The sequence below is a fragment of the Agromyces sp. GQ35 genome, assembly GCF_059758475.1.
In genome coordinates this window covers 151045-170761 of sequence record NZ_JCAXEO010000002.1, presented here as the reverse complement: position 1 = coordinate 170761, position 19717 = coordinate 151045, and the positions used below count along the sequence as shown (strand labels likewise).

Annotated in this window: 18 protein-coding genes and 1 tRNA gene; 5 read left to right on the top strand and 14 right to left on the bottom strand. The window is 68.7% G+C overall.

Annotated features, from left to right (window positions below):
• Positions 1–26: 26 nt before the first annotated feature.
• Positions 27–332: an AzlD domain-containing protein gene (locus tag AC6CH0_RS12745; RefSeq protein WP_498101435.1), complete on the bottom strand. Its 306-nt coding sequence runs from the start codon at positions 330–332 to the stop codon at positions 27–29.
• The gene (locus tag AC6CH0_RS12740) at positions 329–1090 is read right to left on the bottom strand and encodes an AzlC family ABC transporter permease (protein WP_498101433.1); all 762 of its coding nucleotides are present in this window, start codon (positions 1088–1090) and stop codon (positions 329–331) included. The genes AC6CH0_RS12745 and AC6CH0_RS12740 overlap by 4 nt, the downstream gene beginning before the upstream one ends.
• Positions 1091–1274: 184 nt before the next feature.
• On the opposite strand from AC6CH0_RS12740, the gene AC6CH0_RS12735 reads away from it, so the two are divergent.
• A complete protein-coding gene (locus AC6CH0_RS12735; protein WP_498101431.1) occupies positions 1275–2984 on the top strand; it encodes a SulP family inorganic anion transporter in 1710 nt (569 codons plus the stop codon).
• An 84-nt stretch (positions 2985–3068) separates the two neighbouring features.
• Here the strand turns inward: AC6CH0_RS12735 and AC6CH0_RS12730 are convergent.
• The 10 genes from AC6CH0_RS12730 to dusB all read right to left on the bottom strand — a co-directional run bounded on the left by AC6CH0_RS12730 (position 3069) and on the right by dusB (position 15227).
• A tRNA-Asn gene (locus tag AC6CH0_RS12730) sits at positions 3069–3141 on the bottom strand.
• 89 nt (positions 3142–3230) lie between these two features.
• Positions 3231–4250, bottom strand: coding sequence for a D-isomer specific 2-hydroxyacid dehydrogenase family protein (locus tag AC6CH0_RS12725; protein ID WP_498101429.1), 1020 nt, complete (start codon positions 4248–4250; stop codon positions 3231–3233).
• Positions 4247–5104, bottom strand: coding sequence for an ATP-binding cassette domain-containing protein (locus AC6CH0_RS12720; protein WP_498101427.1), 858 nt, complete (start codon positions 5102–5104; stop codon positions 4247–4249). The genes AC6CH0_RS12725 and AC6CH0_RS12720 overlap by 4 nt, the downstream gene beginning before the upstream one ends.
• Entirely contained in the window at positions 5104–6795 is a 1692-nt protein-coding gene (locus AC6CH0_RS12715) for an ABC transporter ATP-binding protein (protein WP_498101425.1), read from the bottom strand. The genes AC6CH0_RS12720 and AC6CH0_RS12715 overlap by 1 nt, the downstream gene beginning before the upstream one ends.
• Positions 6792–7865 carry an ABC transporter permease gene (locus AC6CH0_RS12710; RefSeq protein WP_498101423.1) on the bottom strand — a complete coding sequence of 358 codons (1074 nt, stop codon included), beginning with the start codon at positions 7863–7865 and terminating at the stop codon, positions 6792–6794. The genes AC6CH0_RS12715 and AC6CH0_RS12710 overlap by 4 nt, the downstream gene beginning before the upstream one ends.
• 1 nt (position 7866) lies before the next feature.
• Positions 7867–8958 (bottom strand): ABC transporter permease, encoded by a 1092-nt coding sequence (locus AC6CH0_RS12705; protein ID WP_498101421.1) that lies wholly within the window; start codon positions 8956–8958, stop codon positions 7867–7869.
• A 97-nt stretch (positions 8959–9055) separates the two neighbouring features.
• On the bottom strand, positions 9056–10687 hold the full coding sequence (locus AC6CH0_RS12700) for an ABC transporter substrate-binding protein (protein WP_498101419.1): 1632 nt from the start codon (positions 10685–10687) through the stop codon (positions 9056–9058).
• A 191-nt stretch (positions 10688–10878) separates the two neighbouring features.
• Positions 10879–12744 (bottom strand): DNA primase, encoded by a 1866-nt coding sequence (gene dnaG / locus AC6CH0_RS12695; protein WP_498101417.1) that lies wholly within the window; start codon positions 12742–12744, stop codon positions 10879–10881.
• A gap of 67 nt (positions 12745–12811) precedes the next feature.
• Complete coding sequence (locus AC6CH0_RS12690; RefSeq protein ID WP_498101415.1) at positions 12812–14098, bottom strand: deoxyguanosinetriphosphate triphosphohydrolase; 1287 nt, start codon at positions 14096–14098, stop codon at positions 12812–12814.
• Complete coding sequence (dusB, locus tag AC6CH0_RS12685; protein WP_498101413.1) at positions 14070–15227, bottom strand: tRNA dihydrouridine synthase DusB; 1158 nt, start codon at positions 15225–15227, stop codon at positions 14070–14072. The genes AC6CH0_RS12690 and dusB overlap by 29 nt, the downstream gene beginning before the upstream one ends.
• Before the next feature lie 93 nt (positions 15228–15320).
• On the opposite strand from dusB, the gene AC6CH0_RS12680 reads away from it, so the two are divergent.
• On the top strand, positions 15321–15797 hold the full coding sequence (locus AC6CH0_RS12680) for an aminoacyl-tRNA deacylase (protein ID WP_498101411.1): 477 nt from the start codon (positions 15321–15323) through the stop codon (positions 15795–15797).
• 28 nt (positions 15798–15825) lie between these two features.
• On the opposite strand, the gene AC6CH0_RS12675 is transcribed toward AC6CH0_RS12680, so the two are convergent.
• Together AC6CH0_RS12675 and AC6CH0_RS12670 are read right to left on the bottom strand one after the other, a co-directional pair.
• Positions 15826–15957 (bottom strand): hypothetical protein, encoded by a 132-nt coding sequence (locus AC6CH0_RS12675; RefSeq protein ID WP_498101409.1) that lies wholly within the window; start codon positions 15955–15957, stop codon positions 15826–15828.
• The gene (locus AC6CH0_RS12670) at positions 15954–16619 is read right to left on the bottom strand and encodes a DsbA family oxidoreductase (RefSeq protein ID WP_498101407.1); all 666 of its coding nucleotides are present in this window, start codon (positions 16617–16619) and stop codon (positions 15954–15956) included. Before AC6CH0_RS12670 ends, AC6CH0_RS12675 begins: the two co-directional genes overlap by 4 nt.
• Positions 16620–16723: 104 nt before the next feature.
• Between AC6CH0_RS12670 and AC6CH0_RS12665 the strand changes: the two genes are divergently transcribed.
• Genes AC6CH0_RS12665 through AC6CH0_RS12655 form a run of 3 tightly spaced genes read left to right on the top strand, consistent with a single transcriptional unit; the run spans position 16724 to position 19688 of the window.
• Positions 16724–17293, top strand: a complete 570-nt coding sequence (locus AC6CH0_RS12665) for a P-loop NTPase family protein (RefSeq protein ID WP_498101405.1) — start codon at positions 16724–16726, stop codon at positions 17291–17293.
• A 44-nt stretch (positions 17294–17337) separates the two neighbouring features.
• The gene (locus AC6CH0_RS12660; RefSeq protein ID WP_498101403.1) at positions 17338–17922 is read left to right on the top strand and encodes a PadR family transcriptional regulator; all 585 of its coding nucleotides are present in this window, start codon (positions 17338–17340) and stop codon (positions 17920–17922) included.
• A gap of 50 nt (positions 17923–17972) precedes the next feature.
• Positions 17973–19688 (top strand): ABC1 kinase family protein, encoded by a 1716-nt coding sequence (locus AC6CH0_RS12655; protein ID WP_498101401.1) that lies wholly within the window; start codon positions 17973–17975, stop codon positions 19686–19688.
• Positions 19689–19717 lie beyond the last annotated feature (29 nt).

The window sequence follows — 19717 nt, the reverse complement described above, 5'->3', positions numbered from 1 at the left end:
AGACGGATGCCGCGAACGAGCGCTGCTCACACGAACGCACGGATGCCGGCGGCGACCGCCGCAGCGACCGCGACGACCACGATGAACGGCACCTTCAACGCGTAGAGGGCGGCGGCGACGATCACAGCCGGAACGCGTGCGTCGACGACGATCTGCTGCCCAGCTCCGAGCGTCTGCACGGCGATGAGTGCGGCGAGGAGCGCGACCGTGAGCAGGTCGGCGATACGGGCGGGTCGCTCACGCTCGAGGTATCCCGCCGGCACGAGGTGGCCGGCGGGCTTCAGCGCAAGCGTCGCCGCCGTCGCAATGAGAATGATGTGCCACGTGGTCACGCTGCCCTCCTCCGAGTGAAGAGATCGAACCAACCCACGATCACCGCGACCACTGCCGCGACGAGCACCGGCAGTCCGGGCATGAGCACCGGCGTCGCGAGCGTCGCGACGATCGCGGCGGCCACGGCGACCGCGCCTGCCTGGAATCGCTTGAGGCGGGGCCACAGCAGGCCGAGGAAGGCCGCAGCCGCCGCGGCATCCAAACCCCACGCCCTCGTGTCGCCGAGGGCGTCGCCGATGAGCGCGCCGGCGAGCGTCGTGACGTTCCAGCCGACGAAGATCGTGATGCCCGTCACCCAGAAGCCGACGCGGGCTGCCCGGTCGGTCGATTGCGCGAGCGCGACCGCCGTCGACTCGTCGATCGTGATCCACGCTGCGGCGACCCGCCGCCAGACGCCGCGGGCGCTGCCGCCGTCGTCGCCGTCGACGATCGGCTTCATGCGCATGCCATAGACGACGTTTCGGATGCCGAGCATCGCAGCGGTGGCGATCGCCGAGCCGCCCGCAGCGACGCCGCCACTCGCAAGCACTCCGACGAGGGCGAACTGCGAGCCGCCGGTGAACATCACGAGGCTGAGGAAGCAGGATTGCCACACGTCCAGACCCGCCGCGACGGCGAGTGCACCGAAGGAGATGCCGTACGCCGCGGTGGCGAGGCCGACAGCGAGACTGTCGCGGATGGCCGCCGATCGCTCGGCCGACCGCGCGTTGCGAGCGTGTTCGGGGGCCGGGGGCTCGGCATCGGCGCGCTCGGCCACTGGTCCTCCTCCTGCACTGGGTGCGCTCCGTCTCTACGGCGTCGACATCACCGGAAGATCCTACGGGCAGCCGACGACAGAGGTCGAGGTCGCCGAGACCATGGCGCGCGAGCCGAACGAGGAATGCGGGAGATTTCCGGCGAGAACCGTTGCGCTCAGCGGCTCGATGAGCCAGCTTCGAGAGGTGGCCAACCGAAATGCGACGTTCCTCAGATCGATACGCGCGAACGCACGCGGCCTCTTCCGCCGCAAGACCCTCGGCAAGGACGCGCTCGCCGGACTCGTGCTGGGCATCGAAAGCGTGCCTGACGGGCTCGCCAGCGGAGTACTCGCCGGAGTCAATCCGATCGCCGGCCTCTACGCATACCTCTTCGGCATGGCCGGCGCCGCGTTCTTCACGAGCAGCTCATTCATGGCCGTGCAGGCGACCGGCGCCATGTCTCTCGTGGTGGCCGACACTGACCTCGGCTCGCGCCCCGACCCGGAGGGCGCGCTCTTCACCCTCGCAATGCTCACCGGTGTCGTCATGATCGGAGTCGGCCTGCTGCGTGGGGGCCGCCTGCTCCGGTTCGTGCCGACGGCGGTGATGACCGGATTCGTGACGGCTGTCGGTGTGAACATCGTGCTGGGTCAGCTCTCGAACCTGACGGGCGCCGCCGGTGAGGGCGACAATCGCATCGCGCAGGCTCTCGACCTGTTGTTCCACTTCCGGCAGTTCGACGTACCGACGACGATCGTCGGAGGGACGACCCTCGTCCTCATCGTGTGGTTGACGCGAACGAGACTCAAGTCCATGGGGCTCGTCATCGCCGTCGCCGCAGGATCGGTGCTCGCGGCACTGCTCACGCTCTGGCTCGGGACGCCCGTTGCTGTCGTCGCCGACATCGCCGATGTGCCGAGCGGCTTGCCGTCACCGGTGCTCCCCACGCTCGATGACCTCGTCTTCCTCGCTCTGCCGGCGCTCTCGCTCGCGTTCGTCGGCCTCGTGCAGGGAGCGGCCGTCTCCTCGGGGATACCGAACCCCGACGGGCGGGTCTCCGACGCGTCACGCGACTTCGTCGGACAGGGCGTCGGCAACGTCGTCGCAGGAGTATTCCAGGGCATGCCCGTCGGCGGGTCGATGTCGGCCTCCGCGCTGATCGCCACGGCCGGAGCGCGCACCCGTCTCGCCCTGTTCTTCGCCAGCGCGGTGATGGCGGCGACGATCCTGTTCGCATCGGGGGTCGTGGCCTGGGTGGCGATGCCGGCGCTCGGCGCATTGCTGATCGTCGTGGGAGCCGGCGCCGTGAAGCCCCGCGTCATCGAGTCGGTGATGCGTACCGGGCCGCTGCAGACGAGCGTCATGGCGATCACCTTCGCCCTGACGCTCATCATTCCGTTGCAGTTCTCCGTACTCATCGGAGTCGCTCTCGGAATCGTGCTCTTCGTCGCGAAGCAGTCGAACCGGCTGCGAGTACGCCAGCTCATCGTGGAGGACGGTGGCGTACGCGAGGCCGATCCGGTGCCGGTGATTCCGCCGGCCTCCGTCATCGCCCTGCAGCCCTACGGCAGCCTTTTCTTCGCCAGTGCGCCCACGTTCGAGCGGCAACTTCCCGCGGTCGTGCCGACATCGCAACGATCGGTCGTCATCATCCGCCTCCGCGGAGTCGACGATCTCGGCCTCTCCCTGGTCGACGTGCTGCGACGCTACGCGCTCGAACTCGCCCGGCAGGGTTCGCAGCTCCGAATCATCGTCAGCGGCCAGCGCATGGTCGACCTGCTCGAGCACGGTGGGCTCACCGCCATCATCGGCCCCGATGCGATCACCCGCTCCAATGATTGGATCGGGGCGGCGTTCCGCGCAGCATACGCCGACTCGAGCGAATGGGTGCTCTCGTCAGCCGACCACGATTGACGCGAGGCGTTCGCCGTCGGAATCCGGTTCGCTGTCGTCTGACGACAGAAAAGCCCTGCATTCATATGAATGCAGGGCTTCTTGCTCCCCCACTTGGACTCGAACCAAGAACCTACCGGTTAACAGCCGATTGCTCTGCCAATTGAGCTATGGAGGATCGCTTGTTCAGCATCGATACTCTAGCAAAAGGTTGGCGCGACTCCCAATCCGAGACAGCCTCGACAACCACAGCGGAAGCCGTCCCGTTCAATAGCCGGCAGCAGGGTCGACCCGTCCCTCGAAGTCCCCGGCACCGAGGAACGCACGCACGTTCGACGAGATGCGATCCGCGAAGAGCGGCACCGTCATCTCGTCGGTATCGGCCACGTGCGGGGTCACGATGCAGTTCGCTGCGCTCCAGAGCGGATGCTCCGACGGCAACGGTTCCGGATCGGTCACATCGAGGCCCGCGCCGCCGAGGTGCCCCGACACTAGGGCGTCGACGAGCGCTCCCGTATCGATCAACCCGCCGCGCGCGACGTTCACGAGCACGGCGCCCCGTGGCATCCGCCGCAGCTCGGCAGCGCCGAGCAGACCGTGGGAATCGGCGGTCAACGCCGCCGCGAGCACCACGACGTCGGCATCGGCAAGCGCATCGCCGAGCCGCGCGACCTGCAGGGTTCGCATCGCGCCCGGCACCGGTGCCGCGCTGCGGCGAACCACGGTCGTGCGGGCGCCGAACGGCTCGAGCAGCCGCAGCAGCTCCATCGCGATGCCGCCTGCGCCCACGATGACCACATTCGCCCCGTAGAGAGATCGGCCCGTTTCGTCGGCCTGCCAGGCGCGCGCCGAGACCCGCCTCGGCAACTCGCGAAGCAGCGCCAGCACGAGCATCAACGCGTGTTCGGCAACCGGCTGCGCATACGCGCCCTTGGCGCTGGTCCAGACGCGCCCGTCGCCGTCGGCGCTCGCGATGAGTGTTGCGAACGCGTCGACGCCCGCCCACGGCAGTTGCACCCATGAGATGGACGGATGTGCGTCGAGGAGCGCCTCGAGTTCATCGGTGCCGGATGCCGCGGTCCACACGAGTCCGCGCGTCGCCGCCGACAGCGGTGCAACCGTGCCGCCGGCTCGCTCCACGGCGACGGTGAACGCAGGCTGAGCCTCGGGCACGAGCGCGATCGCCCCGGCCGTCACGGGTGTCGGCGCAGCTGCATCGGCAGCAGGAGCCCCTGGGACGACCCGGTGCCGTGCTCGCCGCTCGGGCGCCGCGGCATCCGACGTCATGCCGTGGGGCCGAGGTCGAGGTCGTCGATCACCGCGTGACCGGCATCGAGTGCACCGGCGAGTGCTTTCACGTACGGGTGCCGCGGGTCGTCGAGCACTTCGTCGATCGTGCCGGTCGCGGCGAGCTCGCCGCGGTCGAGCACTGCGACCCGATCAGCGGTGCCGCGCAGCACCGGCAGGTCATGGCTGATGATCACGGCAGAGAAGGTGTGCTCCTCTCGGAGCTCGCCGATCAGCTGCGCCACCACGTCGCGCACCGTGAGGTCGATGCCGGCGGTGGGTTCGTCGGCGACCAGCAACGACGGCCCGAGCACGAGTGCGCGGGCGAACGCCACGCGCTGCCGCTGCCCGCCCGATAGCTCATAGGGGTACTTCTCGAGCATGCCGAGCGAGAGCCGCACGCCGTCGAGCATCGTTGCGACGCGGGTCGCCAACGCCCGCGCGTTGTAGCGTCGATCGCGCTCGAGAATGGGTTCGGCGATGATCTCCGCGACGGTTCGGTCCGCCGGCAGCGTCGAGGCGGCATCCTGTGGGAGGTACCCGACGTGGAAGCGGAACTCGGGCAGCTTCCGCTTCGGGATGCCTCGCAGCGAGTGCCCGAGCACGGTCGCGTCGCCCCCGGTGATGACCGGGCGCCCCTCGGTCGATCGCACGTCGAATGCGACTCCCGAGAGCACCTTCGCGAGCGTGCTCTTGCCGCTGCCGGCGCTGCCGAGCACGCCCAGCACCTGCCCGGGCGCCACGGTCAGCGTGAGCCCGTGCAATGCGACGTACGCCGGGCTCGCTCCGTGCGCCGGATACTCGACCGAGAGGTCGTTCAGCACGATCGGGAAGCCATGGGCGGCACTTCGCATCACACCGCCTCCCGAAGGCGGCGAAGCTCTTCACGCCGTGCAGCCTGCGCGATCGGATCGGGAACGGGCAACGACGCGAGCAAGCGCTGGGTGTACGGATCGCTCGGCGCGCCGAGGACCTCGGCGCCCGTGCCCTCCTCGACCAGGGAGCCGCGGTACAGCACCGCGATGCGATCGGCCAGAATGTCGACGACCGCGAGATCGTGGCTGATGAAGAGCGAGGCGAATCCGAACTCGCGCTGCAGTTCCGCGAAGAGCTCGAGCACACGCGCCTGCACCGAGACGTCGAGTGCCGAGGTCGGCTCATCGGCGATGAGCAGCTCGGGTTCGAGCGCGAGTGCCCTCGCAAGACTCGCACGCTGACGCTGCCCACCCGAGAGCTCGTGCGGATACCGGTCACCATAGGCTCGCGGCAGTTGCACCGCCTCGAGGAGTTCGTCGACACGTGCACGGGCCGCCCCCGGGTTGGCGGCGCGTCCGTGGATCACGAGCGGCTCCGCGACGCATTCGGCGATCGTGAGCAGCGGGTTGAAGCTCGATGCCGGGTCTTGGAACACGAAACCGATGCGGCTGCGTAGCGGACGGAATTCGCGTTCCCGCAACCCGTTCATCTCGTGACCGAGCACGCGCAGCGAGCCGCCGGTCACCTTGGTCAGGCCCGCGATCGCCCGGCCGATCGTGGTCTTGCCGGAACCGGACTCCCCCACGAGCCCGAGCACTTCGCCCGGACGGATGATGAAGTCGACACCGTCGACGGCTCGGAATCCCGGACGACCGAATCGACCCGGGTAGACGATCTCGAGCCCGGACGCCTCGACGACCGGCGCCTGTTCGACCCAATCCTCCGGACGCTGCTCGGCTCGGTCGATCGCGCTCGCCGTGCCGGTACCCACGTACGGCACCGCAGCGAGCAGCGCCTTCGTGTATTCGGCCTGCGGCGATGCGAAGAGCGTCTTGGCATCGGCTTCTTCGACGACCCGACCCTGGTACATCACGGCGACCCGATCGGCGAGATCGGCGACCACACCCATGTTGTGCGTGATCAGCACGATGCCCATGCCGAATTCGTCGCGGCATCGGCGCAGGAGATCGAGGATCTCGGCCTGCACCGTGACGTCGAGCGCCGTGGTCGGCTCGTCGGCGACGATCAGACCCGGATCGAGCACGAGCGCCATCGCGATCACGATGCGCTGCTTCTGGCCGCCCGAGAACTGGTGCGGATAGTGGTCGATGCGGTGCTCGGGGTCGGGAATGCCGACCCGACCGAGGATCTCGATGGCCTTCGCCCTGGCCTCCTTCTTGGAGACCTTGGTGTTGTGGGCCCGGATGCCCTCGATGATCTGCCACCCGACGGTGTAGACGGGGTTCAGGGCCGACGACGGCTCCTGGAACACCATCGCGACATCCGTGCCCCTCACCGCACGAAGCTGCTTCTTCGAGAGGGTGACCACGTCGTGCTCGGCCGTGCCGGCCTTGTTCGAGAGCACGACCGCACCACTCGCCGTCGCCGTCTCTGGCAGGAGCCCGAGGATCGTCTTCGCGGTCACGGTCTTGCCACTCCCCGACTCGCCGACGATCGCGAGGACCTCGCCCCGCTGGACGGTGAGCGAGACGTCGTCGACGGCCTTCACCGCGCCGGCGTCGGTCGCGAACGAGACGCCGAGCCCTTCGATGCTGACGACCGTGCTCATGAGCGGACCTCGATTCCGTGCTCGTCGAATGATTCGCCGTCTTCGAGCCCTGAGAGCCCGCCAGGACCGGCCGTGAGCGTGCCGCCGGGAACGACGGAGGTCTCGGCGACCTCGCCCGACGCCTGTGCAACGCGTCGACGGCCACGCAGGCGCGGATCGGCCAGGTCGTTCAGGCTCTCGCCGACGAGCGTGATGCCGAGCACCACGAGCACGATCGCGATGCCCGGATAGAGCGCCGTCCACCAGATGCCGCTCGAGACGTCCGAGAGGGCCTTGTTGAGGTCGTAGCCCCACTCGGCCGCCGCCGTCGGCTCGATGCCGAAGCCGAGGAAGCCGAGGCCTGCGAGGGTCAAGATCGCCTCGGAGGAGTTCAGCGTGAAGATGAGCGGCAGAGTGCGGGTCGCGTTGCGCAGCACGTGGCGGAACATGACGCGGCCGTTCGAGGCGCCGAGCACCTTGGCCGACTCGACGTACGCCTCGGCCTTGATTCGCACCGTCTCGGCACGGATCACGCGGAAGTACTGCGGGATGAACACGACCGTGATCGAGATCGCCGCGGCGAGGACGCCGCCCCACAGATTCGACTGGCCGCCCGAGATGACGATCGCCATGACGATCGCGAGCAGCAGCGAGGGGAACGCGTAGATCGCGTCGCACACCACGACGAGCACGCGGTCGAGCCAGCCGCCGAAGTAGCCCGAGACGAGGCCGAGCAGCACGCCCGCGAAGATCGAGAGGATCACCGCGATGACGATGACGTACAGCGCGGTCTGTGCACCCCAGATCACGCGGGAGAGCACGTCGTAGCCGCCCACGGTCGTGCCGAAGAGGTGTTCGGCCGACGGCGCCTGCTGGCTGCCGAATGGACCCGCTGCGTCGCGCAACTGCGCGAAGCCGAATGGGGCGATGAGCGGCGCGAAGATCGCGACCAGCACGAAAATGCCCGTGAGCACGAGGCCCGCGATGAGCATGCCGCGCTGGAGGCCGACGCTCTGGCGCAGTTGGTGCACGACGGGAAGGCGGTCGCGCAGGCGCCGCTTCGGTGGCGTGACGACGTTGTCGGTCGACATGTCAGTACCTCACCCTCGGGTCGATGAGCGCCGCGATGATGTCGACGATGAAGTTGGTGAGCGCCACGATCACGGCGAGCAGGGCCACGATGCCCTGCACGGCGACGAAGTCGCGCGCCTGGAGGTACTCGGAGAGCATGAACCCGAGGCCCTTCCACTCGAAGGTCGTCTCGGTGAGCACCGCGCCGCCGAGGAGCAGCGCGATCTGTAGGCCGATGACCGTGATGATCGGGATGAGCGCGGGGCGGTACGCGTGCTTGCGCACGAGCCGGTACTCGCTCACACCGCGTGATCGCGCGGCGTCGACGTAGTCGGTCGAGAGCGTGCCGATGACGTTGGTGCGCACGAGCCGGAGGAACACTCCGGCGGTGAGCAGTCCGAGCGCGATGGCGGGCAGCACCGCGTGTGCGAGCACGTCGCCGAGCACCGCCGGATTCCCCGTCATGATCGCGTCGATCGTGTAGATGCCCGTCTTGTTCGGGAGCAGCTCCATCTGGAGCTGCGCACTGACCGATGCCCGTCCGGCGACGGGCAGCCAGCCGAGCCAGACCGAGAAGACGAGCTTCAGCAGCAGGCCGGCGAAGAAGACCGGGGTGGCGTAGCAGAGGATGGCGAACACCCGCAGCGAGGCATCCTGCCCCTTGTCGCGGAAGTACGCGGCGATGAGGCCGAACGGGATGCCGACGACGAAGGCGACGAGGAGCGCGTAGAACGCGAGTTCGAGGGTCGCGGCGCCGTAGGTGATGAGGATCTCGGTGACCGGGCGGTTGTCGGTCAGCGTCGTGCCGAAGTTGCCCGTGGCGATCTGGCCGAGGTACTCGAGGTACTGCACGATGATCGGCCGGTCGTAGCCGGCGGCGTGGATGCGCTCGGCGAGCTGGTCGGCGGGGAGCTGCCCGCCGAGCTTCGCGGTGATCGGGTCGCCGGTCGAGCGCATGAGCACGAAGACCAGGGTCACCAGGATGAACACCGTGGGAATGATGAGGAGGGCCCGCACGATGATGTAGCGGCCGATGCCGCCACCGGAGGACTTGGGTGGTCTCCGTCGTGTGGGGGACGCGCTACTGGCGGGCGCCGTCGTCGTTGAGGTCAATGTTCGCCAATCGGGTGAGGCTCGAATGCGGATGGCCCGCTCCGGAGAGCGGGCCATCCGTTCCTTGCGTAGAAGTGACTCTAGCCGTTCAGCCGGCTCAGCCCTTCGACAGCGCCGCGTAGCGGAACTTGAACGAGGCGTCGAGTGTCTCGTCGGCACCCTCCACGTCGGTGCCCGTCACTGCGACCTGAGCGCCCTGGAGGTACGGCACGGTCGACAGGTCGGCCGCCACCTTCTCCTGGATCGCCTCGATGTCGGCGGTGCGGGTTGCGGGGTCGGGCTCGGAGGCCTGCTTGATGATCAGGTCGTTGACTTCCTGGTTCACGTAGTGGTTCCCGAGGAAGTTCTCGATCAGGAAGAACGGCGTGACGTAGTTGTCGGCATCCGAGTAGTCGGGGAACCAACCGAGCTGGTAGGCCGGGTACACGTCGGAGGTACGGTCCTCGGAGTACTGCACCCACTCGGTGGTCTGCAGGTTCACCGTGAAGAGGCCCGTCGACTCGAGCTGGTCCTTGATGAGCGCGTACTCGTCGGCCGAAGACGGACCGTAGTGGTCGTTCGAGTACTGCAGGTTGAGCTCGACCGGCGTGGTCACGCCAGCAGCCGTGAGACGCCCGGCCGCCTTGTCTGCATCGGGCGCGCCCTGGCCGTCGCCGTACATCTCGACGAGCGGCTCGACCGCACCTGCGATGCCGGCAGGTACGTAGGAGTACAGCGGCGTGTAGGTGCCCTTGTAGACCTGGTCGGCGAGCTCATCGCGGTCGATGAGGTCGGCCACGGCCTGACGCACGGCGAGCGCCTTGGCCGGGTCGGCCTCGGGCGTCTTCGCGCCGTACGGCTGCGTGTCGAAGTTGAAGACGATGTAGCGGATCTCGCCGCCGGGGCCCTCGACCACGTTGACCTTGTCGTTGCCCTTGAGGTCGTCGATGTCGGTCGCGGAGAGGCTGCGGTAGGCGACGTCGATGCCGCCCTCCTGTACGTCGAGCTTGAGGTTCGACGACTCGGCGTAGTACTTCAGGTTGACCGTGTCGGTCTTCGCCTCGGCGAGAAGGCCCTTGTACTCCGGGTTCTTCTTGAACGAGATGAGGGTGTTGAAGTCGTAGCTCGTGATCGTGTACGGGCCCGCGAAGGCGTTGGCAGCGACGATCTCGTCGTCGGGCGTCAGCGCGTCGGCGGCGAAGACCTCGTCGTCGACGATGGCTCCCGGGAAGCTCGTGAGGATGAGCGGGAAGACCTGGTCGTTCTCGGCCTTGAGGTGGAAGACGACCGTCGTGTCGTCGACGACCTCGGTGCTGTCGAGGTTGTACAGCAGGCTCGAGGCGCCGTTGGGGTCGGCGATCGCGATCTGGCGGTCGAACGAGAACTTGACGTCGTCGGCCGTGAGGTCATTGCCGTTCGCCCACTTGAGGCCCTCGGGAAGCGTGACCGTGTACTCGGTCGGCGCCGTGAACTCCGCCGACTCGGCGAGGTCGGGCACGACCTCGGTGCTCTGGTAGTCGGTGTTCAGCAGGTACGGGAAGACCTGCGTCTGCACGGCGAGCGAGCCGTTGTCGTACGAGCCGGCCGGGTCGAGCGTCGTCACCTTGTCGGTCGTGCCGACGGTGATCGAGCTGCCGGAAGCCTCGTCGGCCCCGCCACCGGCCGAGCAGCCGGCCAAAGCGAGGGCCGCGGCCGAAAGGCCGGCCACTGCGACGAGGCTGCGCCGCCCGTTCTTGGATGCGGATGTCATATCCGTCTACCTCTTCCTGTCAGGACTGAATCGCGTCGGCGCAGGCGCAGACGCGTTTTCCGTATCCCCAAGACCTAGCACACAGCGTCTGAATGCTGCTCGGAGCGACGGCCCGACGGCCGAATATTTACCGATCTGCAACCTTTGACGCAACCGATTCGCGTAGAACGCGATCTTCGAGCGGATGCCGCTCAGTCGACCTTGAGGGCTTCGCGCTCCCGATCGATCTCCACGATCGCTCGACGAACGCTGTCGTACACCGCCGGGTCGCCCGGCCCCAGCCGCGTGAGGCGACCGGTCAGTTCGGCCTTCTGGCGTAACAGCTCACGGTCGATCAGCGACGCGAGCACTCCCCGCACGTAGCCCGCGATGCGGGCCTGAGTGCTCTGCGGCACGGGCAGCACCGCGAGCTGCTGCACGAGCCCCGCGAACGGTGCGGGCACCTCGGCCATGACCCGATCGACGCGCACTGCGGGATCGGGCGAGGCGAGGACCGAGGCGATGCCGTCGCGGATCACCGCGAGCGATGGGTTCCCGAACCGGCTGTCGATGGCTTGGCGCAGCAAGTCGAGACCAACGGCGTCGGGGTACTGCAGCATCGCCTGTAGGGCGTCGCGTTCGAGCCGGGTCGCCGGGTCGCCGGGAAGCTGCGTGATCGAGAACGGGCGCTCAACCGGCTCGGCCGAAGACGGCGCGCTCGTGGTGCCCGACGGAACCGCTCGTTCGGAGTCTGGCTTCGTACGCCCGGCCGCCGAGCGCACCGCTCGGGTGACCTCGGCCAGTTCCATGCCGAGCATTCGCGCGAGCTGATGCGTGTAGCCGGGCCGGGCCGCCGGGTCGCGGATCTCCGCCACCACCGGTGCTGCAACCCGCAGCGCCGCGACGCGCCCCTCGACGGTCTCGAGGTCGTAACGGGCGAGCGTGTGCTTGATGACGAACTCGAACATCGGAACGCGGGAGTCGATGAGCGTGCGCACCGCTGCGTCGCCGCGGGCGAGGCGCAGGTCGCACGGGTCGAGTCCGTCGGGGGCGGCCGCCACGAACGTCTGCGCGGCGAACCGCTGCTCTTCGCCGAAGGCGCGCATCGCCGCCTGCTGGCCGGCGGCGTCGCCGTCGAAGGTGAACACGACCTCGCCGACGCCGGAGGCGTCGCCGAGCACACGCCGCAGCACCTTGATGTGATCGACGCCGAAAGACGTACCGCAGGTGGCGATCGCGGTCGTGACGCCGGCGAGGTGGCAGGCCATGACGTCGGTGTACCCCTCGACGACGACGACCCGGTGCGTCTTCGAGATGTCGCGCCGGGCGAGATCGAGCCCGTAGAGCACCTGCGACTTGTGGTAGATCGCGGTCTCGGGGGTGTTGAGGTACTTGGGACCCTTGTCGTCGTCGAGCAATCGACGGGCGCCGAAGCCGACCGTCTGCCCGGTGACGTCGCGGATGGGCCAGACCAGCCGGCCACGGAAGCGATCGTAGATGCCTCGGTCGCCCTGCGAGACGAGACCGGATGCCGCGAGCTCTTCGGTCGTGAACCCACGACCCTTGAGGTGGTCGGTGAGCGCGTCCCAGCTCTTGGGTGCGAACCCGACTCCGAAGCGGCGAGCTGCCTCGGCATCGAAGCCTCGCTCGCCGAGGAATCGCCGGCCGATGTCGGCGTCGGGGGCGCTCAGCCGCTCGAGGAAGAACTCGGAGGCGGCCTGGTTGGCGGCGAGGAGTCGTGCACGGTTGCCGTGGTCGGAGGCCTGGCCGCCATCTTCGTAGTGCAGCTCGAGACCGATGCGACCGGCGAGTCGTTCGACGGCCTCGGTGAACGAGACGTGATCCATGCGCTGCAGGAACGTGTAGACGTCGCCGGACTCGCCGCAGCCGAAGCAGTGGTAGTAGCCGAGTCCCGGCCGCACATGGAAGCTCGGGCTGCGCTCGTCGTGGAAGGGGCAGAGGCCCTTCATCGAGCCGACACCGGCCGACTTGAGGCTGACATGCTCTCCGACGATGTCGGCGATGTTGGTGCGGGCCTTCACCTCGTCGACATCGCTCTGTCGAATGCGGCCCGCCATGGCTCTCATCCTAGTTCGCCGCGACGCACTCGCGGCCGGTGCCGGTGCCGGTGCCGCGCGCGCTTCGTCACCGCTGCACGAGACGCCCGTACCACGCGAGCGCCGACTGGTCGGTGAGGCTCGCGACCTGGTCGACCACGACGCGCTTGCGTGCGGCGTCGTCGTCGGCCGCATGCCAGTCTTCGGCGAATCCGGCATCGAGGTGCAGCTCGCCCGTCTCGTGCAGGACGTCGGCGAGCGAGGTGAGGATCTCGCGCTGCTGGTGGTAGATCGGCTGCCGGGTGTTCTTGGACATCACGTACGCCGCCACGATGCCCTTCAGCACTGCGATCTCGGCCTGGATCTCGCGCGGCACGACGACATCTGCGTCGAACCGGATGAGGCTCGCGAGCGGGTACGCCGCCCGCGTCGCGGCGGTCGCGGCGCGAGCGAAACGACCGATGAGCTGGCTCGTGAGGTTCTTCAGACGGCCTTGGTCGTAGCGGCTGCCGTTCCAGGTCTCGAGCCACCCGTCGAGCGAATCGAGCCGATCGAATGCCGCGATGAGTTCGTCGTGCGAGACCGAGCCGCCGATCCACTCGTACATCGATGCGACGAGGCTCTCGTGGTCGACGCGTGCCCCCAGGGCGGCGACGTCGATGTAGCCGTTCACGACCGCGTCTTCGAAGTCGTGCACCGAATAGGCGATGTCGTCGGAGAGGTCCATGACCTGCGCCTCGATGCAGAGTCGACGCTCGGGAGCTCCGGCACGCAGCCACCGGAACACCTCGACGTCGCTCTCGTAGAAGCCGAACTTCGCGCGCCCGGACGGATCGGCGACGCTCGTGGTGTCGGGCCAGGGGTACTTGCAGCTCGCGTCGAGGCTCGCCCTGGTGAGGTTCAGACCGTAGCTGCGGCCGTCGTCGCCGAAGACCTTCGGCTCGAGTCGGGTGAGCAGGCGCAGCGTCTGGGCATTGCCCTCGAACCCGCCGACATCGGCGGCCCAGGTGTTGAGCGCCTTCTCACCGTTGTGGCCGAACGGCGGATGACCGAGGTCGTGCGCGAGACACGCCGTGTCGACGACGTCGGGGTCGAGTCCGAGGCTCGCCGCGAGCTCGCGGCCGACCTGGGCCACCTCGAGCGAGTGCGTGAGCCGATTGCGCGCGAAGTCGAGCCCCGCCGTCGGGCTCAGGACCTGGGTCTTCGCCGCGAGCCGGCGCAGTGCACTCGAGTGCACGAGCCTCGCCCGGTCGCGCGCGAAGTCGCTGCGCCGCGAAGAATGCTCTTCGGGGAGCCATCGCTCGGTGTCGGCGGCCTCGTAGCCGCCGAAGAGACGCTCGCGCACGTCAGCCGCCGCTCGTGTCGAGTTCGGCATCGACCAAGGTGACGCGGTCATGGCCGACGAGCTCTTGCGAGTCGAGCCAGCCCTCAGGCAGCGCGGGCTTCTTCGGCGTGCCGGCGCGGCCGCGCGGGCCTTCGGCACCCTCACCGGGGTACGGCATCGACCAGTCGAGCGTGCCGAGCAGCTCGTCGAGCTGGGCGAGCGACTCCACCGTCGCGAGGCGTGCCCGCAGGTCGCCGCCGACCGGGTAGCCCTTGAAGTACCAGGCCACGTGCTTGCGGATGTCGCGGCACCCGCGCTCTTCGCTGTCGAAGAACTCGGTCAGCAGCTCTGCATGCCGGCGGAACGTCTGTGCGACCTCCCCGAGGCCGGGCTGGGCCGTGTGCTGTTCACCGCGGAAGGCGGCGGCGAGATCGCCGAAGAGCCAGGGCCGGCCGAGGCATCCGCGGCCGACGACCACTCCGTCGCAGCCCGTCTCCGTGACCATTCGCAGTGCGTCGGCTGCCGACCAGATGTCGCCGTTGCCGAGCACCGGCACGCTCGTGACCGTCTCTTTGAGCTTCGCGATGGCCGACCAGTCGGCCTCCCCGGAGTAGAACTCCGCGGCCGTGCGTGCGTGCAGCGCCACCGCAGCGACGCCGGCTCCCTCGGCGATGCGGCCGGCCTCGAGATAGGTCAGGTGATCGGAATCGATGCCCTTTCGCATCTTCACGGTCAGCGGAACATCGCCTGCGGCCTGCACAGCACCCTCGACGATGCCGCGGAAGAGCCCGCTCTTCCACGGTAGCGCCGCTCCCCCGCCCTTGCGGGTGACCTTCGGCACGGGACATCCGAAGTTCAGATCGATGTGGTCGGCCCGATCTTCGGCGACGAGCATGGTGACCGCCTCGGCCACCGTCTTCGGGTCGACGCCGTAGAGCTGGATGGAACGCGGCGTCTCGGACTCGTGATGCGTGATGAGGCGCATCGACTCGGGGGTGCGCTCGACGAGCGCCCGCGAGGTGATCATCTCACTGACGTAGAGGCCGGCGCCGAACTCGCGGCAGAGGCGTCGGAACGCGGTGTTCGTGATGCCCGCCATGGGGGCGAGCACGACGGGCACATCGAGGGCGAGCCCGCCGATGGTGAGCGGGCCCGCTGGAAGCGTGGTGGTTGAGGACATCACCGTCGATTCTCCCAGAGTTCGAGGCGTGCTCGCCCGCTCCGGACTCGCGCGCCTAGGATTCTCGGGGAAGACGAGGCTGGGGAGGACGAGATGCCAGAGCCCACGGGCGCAGATCGTGTGCGAGCGGATGCCGCAGCGCGCGGCCTCGACGTCGAGATCATCGAGCGACCTGCCGCGCGCAGCCTCGAAGAGGCCGCGGAGCTGCTCGGCATCACGCCAGCCGACATCGTCAAGTCGCTCGTGGTCAAGCGCAGCGACGACACCTACGTGTTCGCACTCGTGCCCGGTGGCCGCAAGATCTCGTGGCCGAAGCTGCGGGCGCTGCTCGGCGTCAACAAGCTGCAGTTGCCCGACGCGTCACTCGCGCTCGCCGCGACCGGGTACGAACGGGGCACGATCACCCCACTCGGCTCGACCACGGCCTGGCCGGTCATCGCCGATGCGTCGATCACGGGCCGACGGGTCTCGATGGGCGCGGGCGAGCACGGCCGCAGCCTCTTCGTCGATGCCGATCGACTGATCGCCGCGTTCGACGCGGTCGTCGCCGACATCACGGACCCCGAGTAGTCGAGGTCTCGATACGGCGCCGGCGCGCCTACTCGACCGGCGAGTCCGGGATGTAGCAGACGTCACCCTCGCAGACCATGGCCGACGGGTCGCCCGTGATCATCGCGAACGGGGCCGACGCCGCGGCATCCGTCGTCGGTGCCGTCTCGAGCCCGTTCACGCGGCCGCTCCGTCGCGCTCGTCTGCGACTTGGGTGAGCGCCTGCGCGAAGACCTCGGCCGGCTGGGCGCCCGAGATGCCGTACTTGCCGTCGATCACGAAGAACGGCACACCGTTGATTCCGTAGGCCTGCGCTTGCGCGATGTCGGCTTGCACCGCGTCTGCGTAGCGCCCGGACTCGAGGGCTTCACGGGCGGCGTCCGCGTCGAGGCCGACCTCGGCACCGAGTTCCACGAGCTCGTGGACGCGGCCGACGTGGCGGCCCTCGGTGAAGTACGCGCGAAGCAGGCGCTCGGTGAGCTCGAGCTGGAGACCCTGCTCCTTGGCGAAGTGCAGCAGCTCGTGCGCCTTCAGCGTCTTGGTGTGCTGCAGCGCGTCGAAGTCGTAGTCGAGCCCCGCCGTCGCGGCGACACCCGTGACGTGCTGCAGCATCTGCTCGACGCGCTCGGCGGGCATGCCCTTGTGCTTGGCGAGGAAGTCGATCTCGCTGCCCTCGAAGTCCACCGGGGTGTCGGGTGCCAGCTCGAAGGAGTGATAGGTGATGTCGACCGCCGGCGCATCGTCACCGAGCGAGGCGATGCCGCTCTCGAGGTGGCGCTTGCCGATGTAGCACCACGGGCACGCGATGTCGGACCAGATGTCGATCTTGATGGGTTCGCTCACGAAGTATGCGAACGGATGCTTCGACTCGCGTATTCCCGGACCGGCCCGAGTTGTGCGCCAGCAGCGACCACGGCGGCGCGAACGCCGGCGGTTAGTGTGTTCGGATGCCTCACGCCCCTGATCTGCCGCACCGCGTCCCGCCGAGCCGCATCCTCGTCGCCGGCGCGAGCGGCGCAGGCAAGTCCACCCTTGCGCGACGCATCGCCGAGGCATCCGGGCAGCCGTACCAGGAGATCGATGCGCTGTTCCATGGACCGGACTGGACCCCGCGCCCGAGCTTCATCGCCGAGGTCGACGCCCTGACCAGCCGGCCCGGGTGGGTCACCGAATGGCAGTACGAATCGGTGCGCGAGCTGCTCGCCGACCGCGCAGAGTTGCTCGTCTTCCTCGACTATCCCCGCTCGCTCGTCATGCGGCGGGTCATCGCGCGCACGATGCGGCGACGACTCGTTCGCGAGGAGCTGTGGAACGGCAACCGCGAGGGGCCGCTGCGCGGCGTCTTCACCGATCCCGAGCACATCATCCGATGGGCGTGGAGCACGCACGGCAGTCGCGGCGCGCTCGTCGATGAGGCCGCGCGGCGCCGCCCGCACCTCGAGGTCGTGCGGCTGCAGCATCCGCGCGTGACCGAAGCCTGGCTGGCCGCGACGTACCCCTTCCATGCGGATCAGTAACGATATATCGTTGAGTATCGTTCAGTCGAACCCGGGAGGTCATCATGAGCGGTCAGCGCCCGACAGGCGGATTCGGTGGAGCAGGTTTCGGGAGTGAGCGCGGCTTCGGTGCCGGCAGCCCCGGCGCTGCCATCTGGGAGGCGATGGAGCAATTGCGCTCCACGTTCGACCCGCGGCCGGGAGTGAAGCGGATGGCGCGGGGCGATGTGCGTGCTGCCGTGCTCGCCCTGCTCGCCGAGCAGCCGATGCACGGCTACCAGATCATCCAGGAGATCGAGGAGCGCAGCGGCGGCGCGTGGAAGCCGAGCGCCGGATCGGTCTACCCCACACTGCAGCTGCTCGCCGATGAGGAACTGATCGTCGCCGAGGAGCTCCGCGGGCGCAAGACGTACTCGCTCACCGATCTCGGCCGCGCCGGGGTGGAGGGCGCCGCCGACCGTGCCGCCCCGTGGGAATCGTCGTCGCCCCACGGCACCGAACAGCATCGCGCGCTCTCGAAGGCAGCTGTCGAACTCGCGGCCGCCGCCGCGCAGCTCGGTCGCAGCGGAACGCCCGACCAGGTCAAGCAGGCTGTCAGCGTGCTCGACGATGCCCGTCGCGCGCTGTACTCGATCCTCGCCGAGAGCTGACACGTGCCGCTGCTGCCTCCCCGTCGAGGAACCGACGAGAGCGCGGTTCGATGAGCGACGGTGCACGCCGGGCGCGCTCGCGCCGCATCCTGACGTTCGCCGCCCGACGGCTCCTCCAGCTCTGGTGGTTCGAGCTCGCGCTGCCGAAATTGGGCCTCGCCGGCGTCGCCGAACGCACGCGCGAGCGACGGATCCGGCGGCTCGCCGAGGACTTCCGCACGCTCGCGGTCGAGCTCGGCGGTCTCATGATCAAGGTCGGGCAGTTCCTCTCCTCCCGTCTCGACGTGCTCCCACCCGAGATCACCTCGGAGCTCGAGGGCCTGCAGGACGAGGTGCCGCCGGTGCCGTTCCCTGCGATCCGCGAACTCGCTGAAGCCGAGCTCGGCGCACCCCTCGGGCAGGTCTTCGATCGGTTCGACGAGGTGCCCGTGGCGGCGGCGTCACTCGGGCAGGTGCACCGGGCCCGGCTCTCCGACGGAGACGCCGCTGAGACCGGACTGCGCGACGTCGTCGTCAAGGTGCAGCGCCCCGGCATCGACGAGATCGTCGCCGTCGATCTCGCCGCGCTCCGCCGGGTCGCTGGTTGGCTGCGGCGGGTGCACGTCGTGTCCGACCGAGTGGATGCACCGGCCCTCGTCGAGGAGTTCGCGCAGACGAGCCTCGAGGAGATCGACTACCTGCACGAGGCCGCGAGTGCCGAGCGCTTCGCGGATTCGTTCGCCGACGACGCCCGCGTCTACGCACCTGCCGTTGTGTGGGAGCGGACGACACGTCGAGTGCTGACCCTCGAAGACGTCACGGCGATCAAGATCAACGACACCGACGCCCTGAAGGCCGCCGGCATCGCGCCCGCCGACGTCGCAGAGGTCTTCGCCGAGATCATGTTCGACCAGGTCTTCACACACGCTTTCGTGCACGCCGACCCGCACCCCGGCAACATCTTCATCACGCCGCTGCCGCCCGCGGCCGGTCGCGGTGAAGGGCCGGGCGACTCGGCTGCCCCGCTCTGGCGGCTCACCTTCGTCGACTTCGGCATGATGGCCGAGGTGCCGAGCGAGCTGCGCACCGGGCTTCGGGCACTCGTCATCGCCGTGGCCGCCCGTGACGGTCGGGCGATGATCGAAGCCGCCCGCGAGATCGGAGTGCTCATGCCGTCGGCTGCGACCGGCGAGCTCGAGCGTGCACTCGCGCAGCTCTTCGAGCGTTTCGGCGGCATGGGCTTCGCCCAGCTGAAAGATGTCGATCCGCAGGAGTTCCGCGAGTTCGGCACGGAGTTCGGCGATGTCATGCGCTCGCTCCCACTCCAGCTGCCCGAGCGGCTGCTCCTCCTGATCCGATCGATGGCCCTCACCTCGGGCATGTGCAGCGGGCTCGACCCCGAGTTCAACGTGTGGGATGCCGTCGAGCCCTACGCCGCCCGACTTCTCGACGAGGAGCGGGGCGACATCGCGCGAGATCTCGCTGCTGAGGCGATGAAGAGCGCGGGACTCCTCTGGCGGATGCCGCAACGCGTCGATGCCCTCATCACGAAGGCCGATCAGGGTCGGCTCTCGTTCGACACATCACGTCTCGAACGGCGACTCGACCGGCTCGAGGGCGTCGCCCGCCGCGTCGTGTCGGCGGTGCTGTTCGCCGCACTGCTCATCGGCGGCGCGGTGCTCGTCGCACCCAACCCCGCGCTCGGAACGACGCTGATGATCGCCTCGGCCCTGCCGCTCCTGCACGCGCTGTTCGCCGGGGTGATCGGCCGCCGCGGGCGCCGCTGAATCCAGTGACTGCAGGCCCGTCGGCCGGG

Excerpts from the sequence above, each read along its gene's own strand:
- dnaG (WP_498101417.1), bottom strand. The coding sequence starts at position 12,744 with ATGGCGGGCCGCATTCGACAGAGCGATGTCGACGAGGTGAAGGCCCGC.
- AC6CH0_RS12665 (WP_498101405.1), top strand. The coding sequence starts at position 16,724 with ATGCCTCACGCCCCTGATCTGCCGCACCGCGTCCCGCCGAGCCGCATC.
- AC6CH0_RS12700 (WP_498101419.1), bottom strand. The coding sequence starts at position 10,687 with ATGACATCCGCATCCAAGAACGGGCGGCGCAGCCTCGTCGCAGTGGCC.
- AC6CH0_RS12660 (WP_498101403.1), top strand. The coding sequence starts at position 17,338 with ATGAGCGGTCAGCGCCCGACAGGCGGATTCGGTGGAGCAGGTTTCGGG.
- AC6CH0_RS12690 (WP_498101415.1), bottom strand. The coding sequence starts at position 14,098 with ATGCCGAACTCGACACGAGCGGCGGCTGACGTGCGCGAGCGTCTCTTC.
- AC6CH0_RS12715 (WP_498101425.1), bottom strand. The coding sequence starts at position 6,795 with ATGAGCACGGTCGTCAGCATCGAAGGGCTCGGCGTCTCGTTCGCGACC.
- dusB (WP_498101413.1), bottom strand. The coding sequence starts at position 15,227 with ATGTCCTCAACCACCACGCTTCCAGCGGGCCCGCTCACCATCGGCGGG.
- AC6CH0_RS12680 (WP_498101411.1), top strand. The coding sequence starts at position 15,321 with ATGCCAGAGCCCACGGGCGCAGATCGTGTGCGAGCGGATGCCGCAGCG.
- AC6CH0_RS12725 (WP_498101429.1), bottom strand. The coding sequence starts at position 4,250 with ATGACGTCGGATGCCGCGGCGCCCGAGCGGCGAGCACGGCACCGGGTC.
- AC6CH0_RS12720 (WP_498101427.1), bottom strand. The coding sequence starts at position 5,104 with ATGCGAAGTGCCGCCCATGGCTTCCCGATCGTGCTGAACGACCTCTCG.
- AC6CH0_RS12710 (WP_498101423.1), bottom strand. The coding sequence starts at position 7,865 with ATGTCGACCGACAACGTCGTCACGCCACCGAAGCGGCGCCTGCGCGAC.
- AC6CH0_RS12655 (WP_498101401.1), top strand. The coding sequence starts at position 17,973 with ATGAGCGACGGTGCACGCCGGGCGCGCTCGCGCCGCATCCTGACGTTC.